The organism is Paraburkholderia acidipaludis NBRC 101816 (genome assembly GCF_000684975.1).
Lineage (GTDB): Bacteria > Pseudomonadota > Gammaproteobacteria > Burkholderiales > Burkholderiaceae > Paraburkholderia > Paraburkholderia acidipaludis.
Genome location: NZ_BAXZ01000009.1, coordinates 139,189 through 153,176 on the forward strand (window position 1 = coordinate 139,189; position 13,988 = coordinate 153,176).

Here is a 13,988-nt window from a genome sequence, read left to right on the forward strand (position 1 = left end):
GAAATGGCAGTCGATAGCGCGCAGGACCTCGCCCGCGCCCGTTTGGAACTTTGTATGGGATGGCAGTAAGCGCTTCAGCGCCAACTGCCGTCGACAGGAGACACTCATGAGCAACGTACCCGGACTGCAGTTCCCGCTTGGCGAAGAAGTCGAGATGCTGCGCGACAGCCTTGCCGCGTTCGCGGCAAAGGAAATCGCGCCGCGCGCGGCAGAAATCGACCGCACCGATCAGTTCCCCATGGACCTGTGGCGCAAGTTCGGCGACCTGGGCGTGCTGGGCATGACGGTTTCGGAGGAGTACGGCGGCGCGAACATGGGCTATACGGCGCACATGGTCGCCATGGAAGAGATCTCGCGCGCTTCGGCGTCGGTCGGCCTTTCCTATGGCGCGCACTCGAACCTCTGTGTGAACCAGATCCACCGCAACGGCACCGAGGCGCAGAAGCGCAAGTACCTGCCGAAGCTCGTGTCCGGCGAGCACGTGGGCGCACTCGCAATGAGCGAGCCGAACGCCGGCTCGGACGTGGTCAGCATGAAGCTGCGCGCGGAAAAGAAGGGCGACCGCTACGTGCTGAACGGCACGAAGATGTGGATCACGAACGGTCCGGACTGCGACACACTGGTTGTCTATGCAAAGACCGATCCCGAGGCGGGCCCGCGCGGCATGACGGCCTTCATCGTCGAGAAGGGCATGAAGGGTTTCTCGGTGGCGCAGAAGCTCGACAAGCTCGGCATGCGCGGCTCGCACACGGGCGAACTGGTGTTCCAGGACGTCGAAGTGCCCGAAGAGAACATCCTCGGCCAGCTCAACGGCGGCGTGAAGGTGCTCATGAGCGGCCTCGACTACGAGCGCGCCGTGCTCGCGGGCGGCCCGACCGGCATCATGGCGGCCGTGATGGACGCGGTGGTGCCGTATATCCACGACCGCAAGCAGTTCGGCCAGGCCATCGGCGAATTCCAGCTCATCCAGGGCAAGATGGCCGACCTCTACACGACGTTCCAGGCGTGCCGCGCGTATCTTTACGCGGTGGGCCGTCAGCTCGACACGCTCGGTAAGGAGCATGTGCGCCAGGTGCGCAAGGACTGCGCGGGCGTCATCCTCTACACCGCGGAAAAAGCGACGTGGATGGCCGGCGAGGCGATCCAGATCCTCGGCGGCAACGGTTATATCAACGAGTATCCGGTGGGCCGCCTCTGGCGCGACGCGAAGCTCTACGAAATCGGCGCGGGCACGAGCGAGATCCGGCGCATGCTGATTGGCCGCGAGCTGTTCGCGGAAACGATGTAACCACGCCGTTCGTCACGGTCAAGAACGGTCACGAAAGGAAGCACGCGATGCCGATCATCGAATCGAAGCTGAACCCGCGCTCGGACGACTTCAAGGCCAATGCCGCCGCGCTGGAAGCCCTGGTCGCAGACCTGCGCGAGAAGATCCAGAAGCTTTCGCTGGGCGGCGGCGCGGCCGCGCGCGACAAGCACGTCTCGCGCGGCAAGCTGCTGCCGCGCGATCGCATCGCGCAGCTGCTCGACCCCGGCACGCCATTTCTGGAGTTCTCGCAGCTCGCCGCCTACGGCATGTACAACGACGACGCGCCGGGCGCGGGCATCATCACCGGCATCGGGCGCATTGCGGGCCAGGAGTGCGTGATCGTCTGCAACGACGCGACGGTGAAGGGCGGCACGTACTACCCCGTAACCGTCAAGAAGCACGTGCGTGCGCAGGAAATCGCGCAGGAAAACCGCTTGCCGTGCGTGTATCTCGTCGACTCAGGCGGTGCGAACCTGCCTAATCAGGACGACGTATTTCCGGATCGCGATCACTTCGGCCGCATCTTCTACAACCAGGCGAATCTCTCTTCGCAGGACATCCCGCAGATCGCCGTGGTGATGGGCTCATGCACGGCGGGCGGCGCGTATGTGCCCGCCATGAGCGACGAGTCGATCATCGTGAAGAACCAGGGGACGATTTTCCTGGGCGGACCGCCGCTCGTGAAGGCGGCGACCGGCGAGGAGGTGAGCGCGGAAGACCTGGGCGGCGGCGACGTCCATACGCGTCTTTCGGGCGTGGCCGATCATCTCGCGCAGAACGACCCGCACGCGCTGGCGATCGCGCGTTCGATCGTCGGCAACCTGAACCGCGTGAAGACGCCGCCCGTCGCGCTGCGCGAGCCGCTGCCGCCGCGCTACGACGCGAAGAGCCTCTACGGCGTGATTCCGGTGGATACGCGCAAGCCCTTCGACGTGCGCGAAGTGATTGCGCGCATTGCCGACGACTCGGCCTTCGACGAATTCAAGTCGCGCTACGGCACGACGCTCGTTACGGGCTTCGCGCATATCTGGGGGCATCCGGTCGGGATCGTCGCGAACAACGGCATTCTGTTTTCGGAGTCGGCGCTCAAGGGCACGCATTTCATCGAACTGTGCTGCCAGCGCAAGATTCCGCTCGTGTTCCTGCAGAACATCACGGGTTTCATGGTGGGCCGCAAGTACGAGAACGAAGGCATTGCGCGCAACGGCGCGAAGATGGTGACCGCCGTGGCGACGGCGAAGGTGCCGAAGTTCACGGTGATCATCGGCGGCTCGTTCGGCGCGGGCAACTACGGCATGTGCGGCCGTGCTTACTCGCCGCGCTTCCTGTGGATGTGGCCCAATGCGCGTATTTCTGTGATGGGCGGCGAGCAGGCCGCGTCGGTGCTGGCCACGGTGCGCCGCGACGGCATCGAGGGCAAGGGCGGCACGTGGAGCGCCGAGGAAGAGGAAGCCTTCAAGCAGCCGATTCGCGATCAGTACGAGCGCCAGGGCCACCCCTATTACGCGAGCGCGCGCCTGTGGGACGACGGCGTGATCGACCCTGCGCAAACGCGCGACGTACTGGGCCTTGGCCTCTCCGCGGCGATGAACGCGCCGATCGAGGACACGCGCTTCGGCGTATTCCGCATGTAAGGTGGTAAATGAGCCGGTCAATGAGCGCGAACCTCACGAGGAGCCCCTGACGATGCAATACGAAACGCTGCTGGTCGAGGTCGCGGGTCACGTGGCGACGGTCACGCTGAACCGTCCGGACGTGCGCAATGCGTTCAACGAAACCATGATCGCCGACCTGACGGCGGCGTTCGTCGCGCTCGGCGGGCGCGACGACGTGCGCGCCATCGTGCTGGCCGGTAACGGCAAGGCGTTTTGCGCGGGCGCCGACCTGAACTGGATGCGCAAGATGGCGGGCTACTCCGACGACGAAAATCGCGCCGATGCGATGCGTCTCGCGCAGATGCTTTCCGCCATCTATCGCTGCCCAAAGCCGGTGGTCGCGCGCGTGCACGGCGACGCCTACGCGGGCGGCATGGGCCTTGTGTGCACGGCCGATATCGTGGTCGCCGCGCAAACAGCGAACTTCTGTCTTTCGGAGGCGAGGCTTGGCCTGATGCCTGCGACCATCGGGCCCTACGTGATCCGCGCGCTCGGCGAGCAGGCGTCGCGCCGCTACTTCGTGACGGCGGAAGCCTTCGACTGCGCGACGGCGCAGCGGCTCGGCCTCGTGAGCGAAGCGGTTGCCGCGGAGGGACTCGACGCCGCCGTGCAGCGCATCGTCGAAACGCTCGTGGCAAACAGCCCGAACGCCGTGCGCGAGTGCAAGCAGCTCGTGCAGGACATTGCCGGGCAGACGATCGACGAGGCGCTGATCGCGGACACCGCCAACCGCATCGCGCGCATTCGCGCCAGCGAGGAAGGCCGCGACGGGGTGTCCTCGTTCCTCGAAAAGCGCGCGCCGCGCTGGCGTGCACAGCAGTCCGCCCAATAGCGAGAAAAACATGTTCAACAAGATCCTGATCGCCAACCGGGGCGAGATTGCGTGCCGCGTCGCGGCGACCTGCCGCCGGCTCGGCGTGAAAAGCGTGGCGGTCTTTTCGGACGCCGACGCGAACGCGAAGCACGTCGCCGCCTGCGACGAAGCCGTGCATATCGGCGAGGCCGCCGCGGCACAGAGCTATCTGCGCATCGAGCGCATCATTGCGGCGGCGCGCGCAACGGGCGCGCAGGCGATTCATCCGGGCTACGGATTTCTTTCGGAAAACGAAGATTTTGCCCGCGCGTGCGACGAGGCAGGCATCGTCTTCATCGGGCCGCCGGTCGAGGCGATTGCCGCGATGGGCTCGAAAGCGGCGGCCAAGGCGCTGATGCATGCGGCGGCGGTGCCGCTCGTGCCGGGCTACCACGGCGACGACCAGGATGCCGCGCTCCTGCAGCGCGAGGCCGACGCGATGGGCTACCCGGTGCTGCTCAAGGCGAGCGCGGGCGGCGGCGGCAAGGGCATGCGCGTGGTGGAACGCAGCGAGGACTTCGCGGCGGCGCTGGCGTCGTGCAAGCGCGAAGCGGCGAGCAGTTTCGGCAACGACCGCGTGCTGATCGAAAAGTACCTGACGCGGCCGCGCCACGTCGAAGTACAAGTGTTCGCCGACAAACACGGCGGCGCCGTGTACCTGTTCGACCGCGACTGTTCCGTGCAGCGTCGTCACCAGAAGGTGCTGGAAGAGGCACCGGCGCCGGGGCTCGACGAAAGCGTGCGGCGCGCGATGGGCGAGGCCGCGGTGGCGGCGGCGCGCGCGGTGCAGTACGTGGGGGCGGGCACGGTCGAGTTCATCATGACGGGCGCGGACTTCTACTTCATGGAGATGAACACGCGCCTGCAGGTCGAGCACCCGGTGACGGAGATGGTCACGGGCCTCGATCTTGTCGAGTGGCAACTGCGTGTGGCGGCCGGCGAGCCGCTGCCGCTCGAACAGTCGCAGCTCGTTGTGCAGGGGCACGCACTGGAAGCGCGGATCTATGCCGAGAATCCCTCGCGCGGCTTCCTGCCTTCCACGGGCACGCTCAAACATCTGCGCATGCCGGCGGGGGGGGAATTCACGATCGGCACGGCGCTTCAGCGCGCGTCGGTACGCATCGACAGCGGCGTGCGCGAAGGCGACACGATCACGCCGTTCTACGACCCGATGATCGCGAAGCTGATCGTGCACGGCGCGACGCGCGAAGACGCGCTGGCACGCATGCAGCGCGCGCTGGAAGCGTGCGAGGTGGTCGGGCCGCATACGAACGTCGAGTTTCTGCACCGGCTCGTGACGTGCGAGCCGTTCGCGAGCGCCGACCTCGATACCGGTCTGATCGAGCGTCATCACGACGCCTTGTTCGCACCGCATCAACAGCCGCTTCGCGAGGCGCTCGCGCTGGCCTGCGCCGCGCTGCTCGCGCGCGAGGCGGATCGCTCGCGCGACGTGTCGCCGTGGACGGCGCTTTCGCACTGGCGCCTGAATGGCGGCTACACGCAGTCGCACACCTGGCGCGACGTGGAGACCGATGCCGCGATTTCGGCAACTTACGCGCAGGACGGCAACACGCAGAAGCTCGCGTGCGCGGGCGGGCTGGAGTCCTGGACGTGGTGGCGCGGCGCGGGCGCGGACGAATACGGCACGACCATCGGTGATACGCGCGTGACAGGGCGCGTGTTCATCGACGGCGACGTGTTTCATGTGTTCTGTCTCGGCACGGCCGTGGTGCTCGAATGGCAGAACCTGCTGGCCCACGCGGCCGACACGGAGCACGGCGAAGGCCGCCTCACCGCGCCGATGCCCGGCAAGGTGATCGCGGTGCTGGTCGAGCCCGGCGCGGTGGTGGAGAAAGGTACGCCGCTCATCGTCATGGAGGCGATGAAGATGGAACACACGATCGGCGCGCCTGCCGCGGGCAAAGTGACCGAAGTGCTGTACGGCGTGGGCGACCAGGTGGCCGACGGCGCGCAATTGCTGGTGCTCGAAGCCGGCTGACGGGATATCGATTCTTACGCGGCCCCTTTAGTCACGCCCGCCGAAGAACAGCTGATTCGCTGCTGGCGCGCGAAGCGTGAGCGTTACTGCGCGTGGGCAAGACCGCAGGCGTGATCGAGCAGACCTTCGGCCGTGCCGGTGCCGCCCTCCATGTCGCGCCCGCTGTTGACGATGAGCCAGCCGTCGCGTGCGGCGTCGGGGCCGGCGCCCGTCACGAGTATCGTCTGGGCGCCCATCGTCTGTTGCGCGCCGAGATCGCGCGCGACCACGCGGAACGGGTTATCGCTATCGTGCAGGTTCGTCACACGCGTCACGCGATAGCGGCTGCCATCGAGCGTGATCCCGCTCCACTGGCCCGGCGGATCACTGCGATGCGGCGCCAGCGCGGTGGTGACGTCGGTGCGCATGCAGTCCACATGAATGTGCAACTGGTTCTGCGAACGCTGTGCCGACGAGTTGATTTCGAGTCCGAGCTGGTTGGCGGCGAGCGTCGTCCCGAGCTTCGCGTCGACATACCGGCCCGCATCCCACGCGCCCACCCAGTATTCGGGCGCGCCGCCGTAGAGGATCCCGGGGTTTTCGATGCCCGACACGCGATCGGTCGGGATCAGCAGATATTGCGCGCGGCCCGCGATGTCCTTGAGCACCGCATAGCGCTTCTGGAAGTCGACCGTGGTGCAGGGCGCGGGCGTGCCGTGGTCGCGCTGGTTCGGCACGCACTGGCCGCCCACCACTTTCCAGAGGCCGTTGGGGTCGAACGTGGAAAAGTGGACGCAGCCGCCCAAGGTGGCGAGCGCGACGAGTGCTGCGGCGCTGGCAGCGAGGAAGGCAGTCCGGAGCGGGGCGGTAAGGCGCATCGGCGTGTCGGCGGATCGCAAGGGGGATGGGGTTGGCTGCAGCGGGCAGTGTAGCCGAACGTGCGCGGCAGCCGTATGAACGACATGCCGCATCAAGCGGATCGGCTGCGTGGCGGGCGCTCGCCTATTTGCGCGGCGGATGAAAGGTGAGCGGCTGCTCGCTCGCGGCGCCGTCGGTCTCTGCCTCGCCCGCCGGCCCGCACGTTCCACACGTTCCGCATCCATCGCCGCAGTTCCCCGTCGCCCCCTTGGGCTGCACGAAACGCCCAAGCCGATGAGCCAGCGCCCCGCGCTGCGGCCGCAGCAGCGACGCGGCCCACGCCGCCTGCGCGCGCGCCGCCGCTTTCGGCGCGAGCCGGCGCAGCGTATAGAGCGCGCTCGCCATCACGAGCACCGCGATCACCGCATACTGCGCGACCAGCCCGGCGCTCATGCGAAGTGCCTCGCGATCTGATACGTGACGAACGTGGCCACGTAAGCCACTACGAACATATAGCCGAACGAGATCGTCACGGCGCGCCACGCACGCGTCTCGCGGCGGATCACCGCGAGCGTCGACATGCATTGCGGCGCGAACGCGAACCACACCATCAGCGAAAGCGCGCTCGCGAGCGAGAAGTTATGCGCGAGCGTGCTGCCGAGGCTGACGACATCGGCGTCGCCCGTCGCCACGGAATAGACCGTGGCGAGCGCGGCCACGGCCGTTTCGCGTGCAGCGAACGCCGGAATCAGCGCGAGGCTGATCTGCCAGTTGAAGCCCAGCGGCGCGAACGGATACTGCAGCGCGCGGCCGATATAGCCCGCGAACGTGTAGTCGATGGCCGGGCCGGCTGCGCCCGCGGGCGGCGACGGGAACGTGGAGATGAACCACATCAGCACGGTCAGCGCGAGGATGATGCCGGTGAGCCGCTTGAGAAAGATCGCGCCGCGCTCCCACAGGCCGATCGCGACGTCGCGTGCGCGCGGCAGGCGGTACGAGGGCAGTTCCATGAGCAGGGCGTGCTCGCTGCGGTCGCGCCGCAGATGCTTCATCACCCAGCCCACGGCCATCGCGCCCACAATGCCGGCGACGTAGAGCGCGAACAGCACGAGCCCCTGCAGGTTGAACACGCCGAGGATCATGCGGTGCGGAATGAACGCGCCGATCAGCAGCGCATAGACGGGAAGGCGCGCCGAACAGGTCATGAGCGGCGCGACGAGCATCGTGGCGAGACGGTCGCGCGGGTCGGCGATGCTGCGCGTGCCCATCACGCCGGGAATCGCGCAGGCGAAGCTCGAAAGCAGCGGAATGAACGAGCGCCCGGTCAACCCCACGGACACCATCATGCGGTCGAGCAGAAAAGCCGCGCGCGGCAGGTAGCCCGACTCCTCCAGCACGAGGATGAAGAAGAACAGCACGAGAATCTCGGGCAGGAAGCCGAGCACGGTGCCCACGCCGCCGAATAGCGCGTCGGTGACGAGGCTCTTCAGCGGCCCTTCGGGCAGCACGTTGCCGGCCAGCGCGCCGAGCGCGGTGAAGCCGTCGCCGATCGCGTCGGTGAGCGGCTTGCCGAGCGAATAGACGGCCTGGAACACGAGAAACATCACGAGCGCGAGGATCAGCGGCCCGAAGACCGGGTGCAGCGTCCAGCGGTCGATCGCGTCGTCGCGCGCGTCGGTGGCGCGCGGCATCGTCACCGCCGCCGCGAGGATCGCGCGCACGGTCTCGTGCAGATCGCCGCCGGCGCCCGGATCGGCGCCTGCCTCGCTGGCGGCCGCTGTCTCGGCGGCGGTCGCTGCCGCGGCGTCGGTGCGGTCGATCAGTTCGATCAGCGCCTGGGCGCCGCCGCGCTGCACGGCCACCGTCTCGACCACGGGCACGCCAAGACGCCGCGAAAGCTCGGGCACGTTCACGACGACGCCGCGGCGTTTCGCGGCGTCCATCATGTTCAGCGCAAGCACGACCGGCCGGCCGAGGCGTTTGACTTCCAGCACGAAGCGCAGGTGCAGGCGCAGATTGGTTGCGTCCGCAACGCAAACCACGAGATCGGGCACCGCTTCGCCCGGATAGCGGCCGAGCAGCACGTCGTGCGTGACGCGTTCGTCGGGACTCGTGGAGGCGAAGCTATAGGCGCCCGGCAGGTCGAGCAGGCGAATCTTGCGGCCCGAGGGGGTGACGAAGCGGCCTTCCTTGCGCTCGACGGTGACGCCCGCGTAGTTGGCCACCTTCTGGCGCGCGCCGGCGAGCAGGTTGAAGAGCGCGGTCTTGCCGCAGTTGGGATTGCCGACGAGGGCGATACGCAGCGGTGCCGGGTTCACGACGTCGCCCCCTCCCGAACGCTCACGCGCCGGGCCTCCGCGCGGCGCAGCGCGAAACGCGTCGAGCCGATCTGCACGAGCAGGGGATCGGCGCTCCAGGGCGCGCGGGCGACTACGCGCACGGGCTCGCCCGGCACGAAACCCAGGTCACGCAGACGTTGGGCGATGGGGTCGCGCTCATGCGCGTCCTCGACGCGCTCGACGTAGGCGGTCGCGCCTTTGGACAGATCGCTCAGAAGCATGGGGCAAGATAAGAGTTTGAATGCGAACTGTTCTCATTATACGGAAAGCCGCGTAATCATGTTGTGTCGGCAAGCGCCCGAGCCCGAATGTCGCAGCGCTGCGCGAGATCAACGGGCCCGATCCCCATCCTGTTGCCGATTCCGGTGCGGACCGCTAAGTTCATGCGACGGATCGTCGTCGGCCATCAACTGTTATTCTCAACGCGTCTGACAGGCTCGCATGGCTCCAACGACAGCGATATTCCATACGGCGTCTTAAGGAGAACAGAAATGGCTGAGACCAAAAAAGCGGCAAAGGTGAAAAAAGCGGGCGGCAAGGCCGATGCCGGAGGGCGGCTGAGCGACAGGGCGTACATGAAGGCGCTGCGCCCCTTGCAGGTCGAGCTGGTCAAGCTGCAGGAATGGGTCGAGCATACCGGGGCCAAAGTCTGCATCGTGATGGAAGGTCGCGACGGCGCGGGCAAGGGCGGCACGATCAACGCGATCACCGAGCGCGTGAGCCCTCGTGTGTTTCGCGTGGTCGCGCTGCCGAAGCCGACCGATCGCGAGAAGAGCCAGATGTATTTCCAGCGTTATCTGCCGCACCTGCCTGCGGCGGGCGAGGTCATGATCTTCGATCGCAGCTGGTACAACCGCGCGGGTGTCGAGCGCGTCATGGGCTTCTGCACGGAAGAGCAGGTGGAGGAGTTCATGGCGAGCACGCCGCTCATCGAACGCGCCATGATCCATTCGGGCATCATCCTCCTCAAGTATTGGCTCGAAGTCAGTCCTGAGGAGCAGACCCGGCGCCTTGAAGACCGCATCGAAGACGGGCGCAAGGTCTGGAAACTCTCGCCGATGGATCTCGAATCGTATCGGCGCTGGGACGACTATTCGCGGGCGCGCGACGACATGTTCCGGAGGACCGACACGGACTTTGCGCCGTGGCATGTCGCGCATTCGGACGACAAGAACCGGGTCCGGCTCAATGTCATCAGCCATCTGCTCAGCCAGATCCCTTACGAACCCGTGCCGCGCGACAAGGTGAAATTGCCGAAGCGGCAAAAGAGCGCTTATAGCGGGACCGACTACACGGTCCGCGTCGTGCCCGAGAAGTATTGACGGCGCGCGCCGGTGTTGGGGGCGCGCCGCGCCTCAGATCACCGGCGCGGGCAGCGTGCCCAGAATCTGCTCGAACGCGAGCCCGATCGCCAGCAGCCGCCGGTCGCTGCCGACCGGGCCGTCGAGTTCGAGTCCCACCGGCAGCCGTCCATGCGCGAGGCCGGCGGGCAGCGCGAGGCCCGGAATCCCGGCGTTGCTGCCCGGATCGGTGTTGCGCAGGTAGGCGCCCATTTCGTCGATGGGCGCCGCGCCGTCGATCGAGACGCGCGACGAGCCGTTGAGTTCGTCGATGCGAACGGCGGCAAGCCGCGTGGTGGGGAACAGCAGCGCGTCGAGGCCGCAGGCCGAGAAGGTCTGCGCGTAAAGCTGCTGCAGGCGCGGGCGCCAGATCGTGAGCGCCGTTTGATAGTCGCCGCCTCGCGCGTCGGCGAGGATCGCGTCGTAGGCCGCGCGCACGTCCGGGCTCGCAATGCGCGCCGCCACGTCGGCCACGCTTCGCACCGGCGCCTGGTTCGCCACGAGCCACGCATGCAGGTCCTCGATCGGCTCGTGCAGGGCGATGGCGAGGCTCACGCGATCGTTGATCGACAGCAGTTCGTTCATCTCCACGGGCACGAGCGTCACGCCCGCCGCTTCGAGCTTCGCCGTGGCTTCGCGCAGCGCGTCTTCCAGCGCGATTTCGAGCCCTTCCCAGAGCGGCGCCGGCAGCCCGATGCGCAGGTTCGAGACCGCGGCCTGCGCCAGCGGGCCGTGTCCCGTGATGACACTGTCGAGCAGTGCGACGTCGGCGACGGTGCGCGCCATCGGCCCGACCGTGTCGCGCGTGTGGCTGATCGGCACGACGGCCTGCGGATCGTGATAGCGCCGGTGCGTGCCGCCGTCGCCCACCGAGGGCCGCAGTCCCACGATGCCGCACAGCGCGGCGGGAATGCGCGTGGAGCCGCCGGTGTCGGTGCCGAGCCCCGCGGGCACGATGCGCGCGGCGATCGCGGCGGCAGTGCCGCCCGACGAGCCGCCGGGAATACGTTCAGGATCGTAAGGATTGCGAACGGGGCCGGCGCTCGGGTTCAGGTTCGTGCTCGTGATGCCGAACGCGAGTTCGTGCATGTTGGCTTTGCCGAGCATGACCGCGCCCGCGTCGACGAGCCGCTGCACCGAAGGCGCGTGCCGCGCCGGCACGAAGCCTTCGAGCGCGGGCGTGCCGGCTGCCGTCTGCAGGCCGCGCGTGTTGATGTTGTCCTTCACGACGACGGGCAGCCCCGCGAGCGGCAGGCGGGCCCGCTCGTTCGGCCCCAGCGCGTCGATACGGCGCGCCGCGGCGAGCGCGCCCTCGACGTCGAGCACGGTGAGCGCGTTCAGGTTCGAGAGCGCGTGAGCGCGCGCGAGCAGCGTCGCCGCGTAATCGGCAGCCTTGAGCTTGCCGGCCTGGATCGCCTCGACGGCTTGCGTCGAGGTGAGTTCGACCTGCTTGTCGACAGACCATGTCATGCAGTCGTTCTCCTTGAGCGGCGGCGCCGGCGCTCAGCGCTTCATGAAGCGCAGCGCGAATCGCGCGAGCGCGGGCACGAACGTCGGGCGCAGCAGGCGCGAATCGTAGCCGCTCATCCGTTCGTCGTTTTCCTTCAGGCACAGTTCCAGCATCTCGCGCGGACCGAGCGCGGCGCCAATCGTCTCGCGGTTCGCGGGCAGGAAGTTCGAATCGTGCGCGACCCCTTCCGCGTCGATGCCGCGTGCGATCGCAAGCCGCTCCCAGACGAGCAGGAACGAGATCACCGCTACGCGCACAGCATGCCATGGCCGGCGCCACCACGGCATGTTCTTGCGATACCACGCAACCCAGTTGGCGAAGAACAGGATGTGGCGGGCCTCTTCCTGGATCACGGGCTCGAAGGTTTCCACGAGTTCGGCGGGGAAGTAGCCCGAGCGCTGTGCCGCGCGGAACAGGCCGAACGCGAAGAAGCTGTCGATGCACTCGCTGTAGCCCGTGAACATCCACGCCCATTCGGGCTTCGGCGGGGCCGGGTAGGCGGGCTCGGGCGCGAGGGCGATGCCGTAGGCCTCGACCAGGTGCGAGAGCACGACCTTGTGGCGCGCCTCTTCGTCGGCGTCCATGTGCAGCGCTTCGCGCAGCAACGGCTCGCGCACGGTGTCGGCATAGGTTTTCACGCGGATCGACGCGCGGCCCTCGGTCTGCACGGCCATGTCCCAGATGGGGAGCGAGGTGAGGCGCTGGAGCGCGTCGGGCGCAAGCTTGGGCCAGTCGAGCACGGCGGGGCGATACGGATCGTGCGTTTCGAGCAGCATCTTGCAGAACATCTTGCGATGCTCTTCCGATCCGATTTTGATGGGCCCTGGCGTGTCATAGGTCCAGCGCCGCAGCGCAGCGTCCTGGTCGGCGGCGAAGGCGGCGGCTTCGTCCGTATGCGTCAGGGTTTCGGACATGGAGCGTGATCGGTGGCGGTGATGTGGCTCCTATTCTGTCACAACCGTAAGGACAGCTGGCGCGATCACGCGCAGCGGCGTTGCTCGTCGATCCACATGCGCGCCCAGCGGAATGCGTAGGCGAGTGCGTGCTCTTCGTCGAAGAAGTAGTCGAGCGCGTCGAACGAGCGCGTCTGGCCCGGCTGCGTGCCGATGGTCAGGTTGGCGGCGAAGAGGCCGTTCGGCTGACGCTGGGCCGCTGTGGCGACTTCGTAGCCCTTGTAGCGGATGAATGCGTTCATGGCGTTGTGATCTCTGCTGATCTGGCGATGGCGCGCAACGCGGGAGGCGCAGGCACGGGGCCAGCGTAGACACTGGCGCGTGCGGACGGAACCAATCTTTCGTCGCAAGCAAATCACCGGCGGCCTGGAACGGTCAGCAGGGGGATCGGGATGAGGCGAGTTGCGAGTCCGGCTTCAATGTGGACCCGCCATGCCCGGGCTGTCTGTGGGATGGCGCACGAGCACGACCGCCCGGCGCCGCCCGGTGCATCGAGACTCAGACGGCGAGGCTGAGCCGGTTTTTGTTGTGCGCCTCGTTGGCCGCGTCGCTTGCCGGCGCGCTCGTCGCGATGCGATGCGCATTGAAGGCCAGCGCGAATTGCGCGGCCTGCAAACCGACTGTCGAAAGCTGTTCGATCACCTTGGGATCCGAGCAATGCTGCGCGCTCTCGAAGCGCGTTTCGAGCGTGTTGATCCCCGCGCCGAACGGCGTCGGCCAGCCGCGCAGCGCGTGCGCGATCGAGCGCAGCGAGGTCAGCACGGAGCCCGCGGCCTGCCAGCCGTAGGCGGTCACGATGCAGCCCACGGCGCGGCCGTCGAGGTAGGGGCGCGCGTCGGCGCGCAGTTCTTCGAGCGTGTCGAGCGCGTTCTTCACGAGGCCCGACACGCCGCCGTGGTAGCCGGGTGTCGCGATGATCACGGCGTCGGCCGCGCGGACCGCTTCGATCAGTTCGAGCTGCTCGTCGGTGCGCGTCTCGCTTTCGGGCGCATAGTGCGGCAGGCTGTGCAGGAAGGCGCCGCCGAACAGGCGGGTGCGTACGCCGGCGTGCTCGGCGCCGCGCAAGGCGAAGCCGAGCGCGCGTTCGGTCGACGAAGCGGCGCGCGTCGTGCCGCCGATGCCGACGACGAGCGGACGGCGCGGGGTATCGGAAAGGCTCAAGGACATCTCCCTGGATGGCGTGAACGGGCTCT

General features: G+C 67.5%; 13 protein-coding genes. 5 read left to right on the plus strand and 8 right to left on the minus strand.

The window, feature by feature from the left end; genetic code table 11:
- Nucleotides 1-106 precede the first annotated feature (106 nt).
- From BAC01S_RS12525 to BAC01S_RS12540, 4 genes are read left to right on the plus strand one after another with little or no spacing between them, the layout of a single operon-like run.
- Nucleotides 107-1,288, plus strand: a complete 1,182-nt coding sequence (locus tag BAC01S_RS12525) for an isovaleryl-CoA dehydrogenase (RefSeq protein ID WP_027795077.1) — start codon at nt 107-109, stop codon at nt 1,286-1,288.
- A 47-nt stretch (nt 1,289-1,335) separates the two neighbouring features.
- Complete coding sequence (locus BAC01S_RS12530) at nt 1,336-2,943, plus strand: carboxyl transferase domain-containing protein (RefSeq protein WP_027795078.1); 1,608 nt, start codon at nt 1,336-1,338, stop codon at nt 2,941-2,943.
- A 52-nt stretch (nt 2,944-2,995) separates the two neighbouring features.
- Complete coding sequence (locus tag BAC01S_RS12535; protein WP_027795079.1) at nt 2,996-3,796, plus strand: enoyl-CoA hydratase/isomerase family protein; 801 nt, start codon at nt 2,996-2,998, stop codon at nt 3,794-3,796.
- Nucleotides 3,797-3,806: 10 nt separating this feature from the next.
- A complete protein-coding gene (locus tag BAC01S_RS12540) occupies nt 3,807-5,816 on the plus strand; it encodes an acetyl/propionyl/methylcrotonyl-CoA carboxylase subunit alpha (protein ID WP_027795080.1) in 2,010 nt (669 codons plus the stop codon).
- An 83-nt stretch (nt 5,817-5,899) separates the two neighbouring features.
- Here the strand turns inward: BAC01S_RS12540 and BAC01S_RS31150 are convergent, their stop codons facing one another.
- From BAC01S_RS31150 to BAC01S_RS12560, 4 genes are all read right to left on the minus strand, one after another.
- A complete protein-coding gene (locus BAC01S_RS31150; protein ID WP_043202071.1) occupies nt 5,900-6,673 on the minus strand; it encodes a CDP-diacylglycerol diphosphatase in 774 nt (257 codons plus the stop codon).
- Nucleotides 6,674-6,797: 124 nt separating this feature from the next.
- Nucleotides 6,798-7,106: a DUF6587 family protein gene (locus tag BAC01S_RS12550; RefSeq protein WP_027795081.1), complete on the minus strand. Its 309-nt coding sequence runs from the start codon at nt 7,104-7,106 to the stop codon at nt 6,798-6,800.
- Nucleotides 7,103-8,971: a ferrous iron transporter B gene (gene feoB / locus BAC01S_RS12555; protein WP_027795082.1), complete on the minus strand. Its 1,869-nt coding sequence runs from the start codon at nt 8,969-8,971 to the stop codon at nt 7,103-7,105. The genes BAC01S_RS12550 and feoB overlap by 4 nt, the downstream gene beginning before the upstream one ends.
- On the minus strand, nt 8,968-9,213 hold the full coding sequence (locus tag BAC01S_RS12560; protein ID WP_027795083.1) for a FeoA family protein: 246 nt from the start codon (nt 9,211-9,213) through the stop codon (nt 8,968-8,970). The genes feoB and BAC01S_RS12560 overlap by 4 nt, the downstream gene beginning before the upstream one ends.
- A 270-nt stretch (nt 9,214-9,483) precedes the next feature.
- Here BAC01S_RS12560 and ppk2 point away from each other — a divergent pair, with 270 nt between their 5' ends.
- Nucleotides 9,484-10,314, plus strand: coding sequence for a polyphosphate kinase 2 (ppk2, locus tag BAC01S_RS12565; RefSeq protein ID WP_027795084.1), 831 nt, complete (start codon nt 9,484-9,486; stop codon nt 10,312-10,314).
- Between the two features lie 33 nt (nt 10,315-10,347).
- On the opposite strand, the gene iaaH is transcribed toward ppk2, so the two are convergent.
- The 4 genes from iaaH to BAC01S_RS12585 all read right to left on the minus strand — a co-directional run bounded on the left by iaaH (nt 10,348) and on the right by BAC01S_RS12585 (nt 13,962).
- The gene (gene iaaH, locus BAC01S_RS12570) at nt 10,348-11,802 is read right to left on the minus strand and encodes an indoleacetamide hydrolase (RefSeq protein WP_027795085.1); all 1,455 of its coding nucleotides are present in this window, start codon (nt 11,800-11,802) and stop codon (nt 10,348-10,350) included.
- Nucleotides 11,803-11,835: 33 nt separating this feature from the next.
- Nucleotides 11,836-12,756, minus strand: a complete 921-nt coding sequence (locus BAC01S_RS12575; protein WP_027795086.1) for a hypothetical protein — start codon at nt 12,754-12,756, stop codon at nt 11,836-11,838.
- 65 nt (nt 12,757-12,821) lie between these two features.
- Nucleotides 12,822-13,037, minus strand: a complete 216-nt coding sequence (locus tag BAC01S_RS12580) for a hypothetical protein (protein WP_027795087.1) — start codon at nt 13,035-13,037, stop codon at nt 12,822-12,824.
- A 256-nt stretch (nt 13,038-13,293) separates the two neighbouring features.
- Nucleotides 13,294-13,962, minus strand: a complete 669-nt coding sequence (locus tag BAC01S_RS12585) for an NADPH-dependent FMN reductase (RefSeq protein WP_156954400.1) — start codon at nt 13,960-13,962, stop codon at nt 13,294-13,296.
- Nucleotides 13,963-13,988: the final 26 nt, after the last annotated feature.

Excerpts from the sequence above, each read along its gene's own strand:
- BAC01S_RS12525 (WP_027795077.1), top strand. The coding sequence starts at position 107 with ATGAGCAACGTACCCGGACTGCAGTTCCCGCTTGGCGAAGAAGTCGAG.
- BAC01S_RS31150 (WP_043202071.1), bottom strand. The coding sequence starts at position 6,673 with ATGCGCCTTACCGCCCCGCTCCGGACTGCCTTCCTCGCTGCCAGCGCC.
- BAC01S_RS12540 (WP_027795080.1), top strand. The coding sequence starts at position 3,807 with ATGTTCAACAAGATCCTGATCGCCAACCGGGGCGAGATTGCGTGCCGC.
- BAC01S_RS12580 (WP_027795087.1), bottom strand. The coding sequence starts at position 13,037 with ATGAACGCATTCATCCGCTACAAGGGCTACGAAGTCGCCACAGCGGCC.
- BAC01S_RS12530 (WP_027795078.1), top strand. The coding sequence starts at position 1,336 with ATGCCGATCATCGAATCGAAGCTGAACCCGCGCTCGGACGACTTCAAG.
- BAC01S_RS12575 (WP_027795086.1), bottom strand. The coding sequence starts at position 12,756 with ATGTCCGAAACCCTGACGCATACGGACGAAGCCGCCGCCTTCGCCGCC.
- BAC01S_RS12535 (WP_027795079.1), top strand. The coding sequence starts at position 2,996 with ATGCAATACGAAACGCTGCTGGTCGAGGTCGCGGGTCACGTGGCGACG.
- ppk2 (WP_027795084.1), top strand. The coding sequence starts at position 9,484 with ATGGCTGAGACCAAAAAAGCGGCAAAGGTGAAAAAAGCGGGCGGCAAG.
- BAC01S_RS12560 (WP_027795083.1), bottom strand. The coding sequence starts at position 9,213 with ATGCTTCTGAGCGATCTGTCCAAAGGCGCGACCGCCTACGTCGAGCGC.
- iaaH (WP_027795085.1), bottom strand. The coding sequence starts at position 11,802 with ATGACATGGTCTGTCGACAAGCAGGTCGAACTCACCTCGACGCAAGCC.
- BAC01S_RS12585 (WP_156954400.1), bottom strand. The coding sequence starts at position 13,962 with ATGTCCTTGAGCCTTTCCGATACCCCGCGCCGTCCGCTCGTCGTCGGC.
- BAC01S_RS12550 (WP_027795081.1), bottom strand. The coding sequence starts at position 7,106 with ATGAGCGCCGGGCTGGTCGCGCAGTATGCGGTGATCGCGGTGCTCGTG.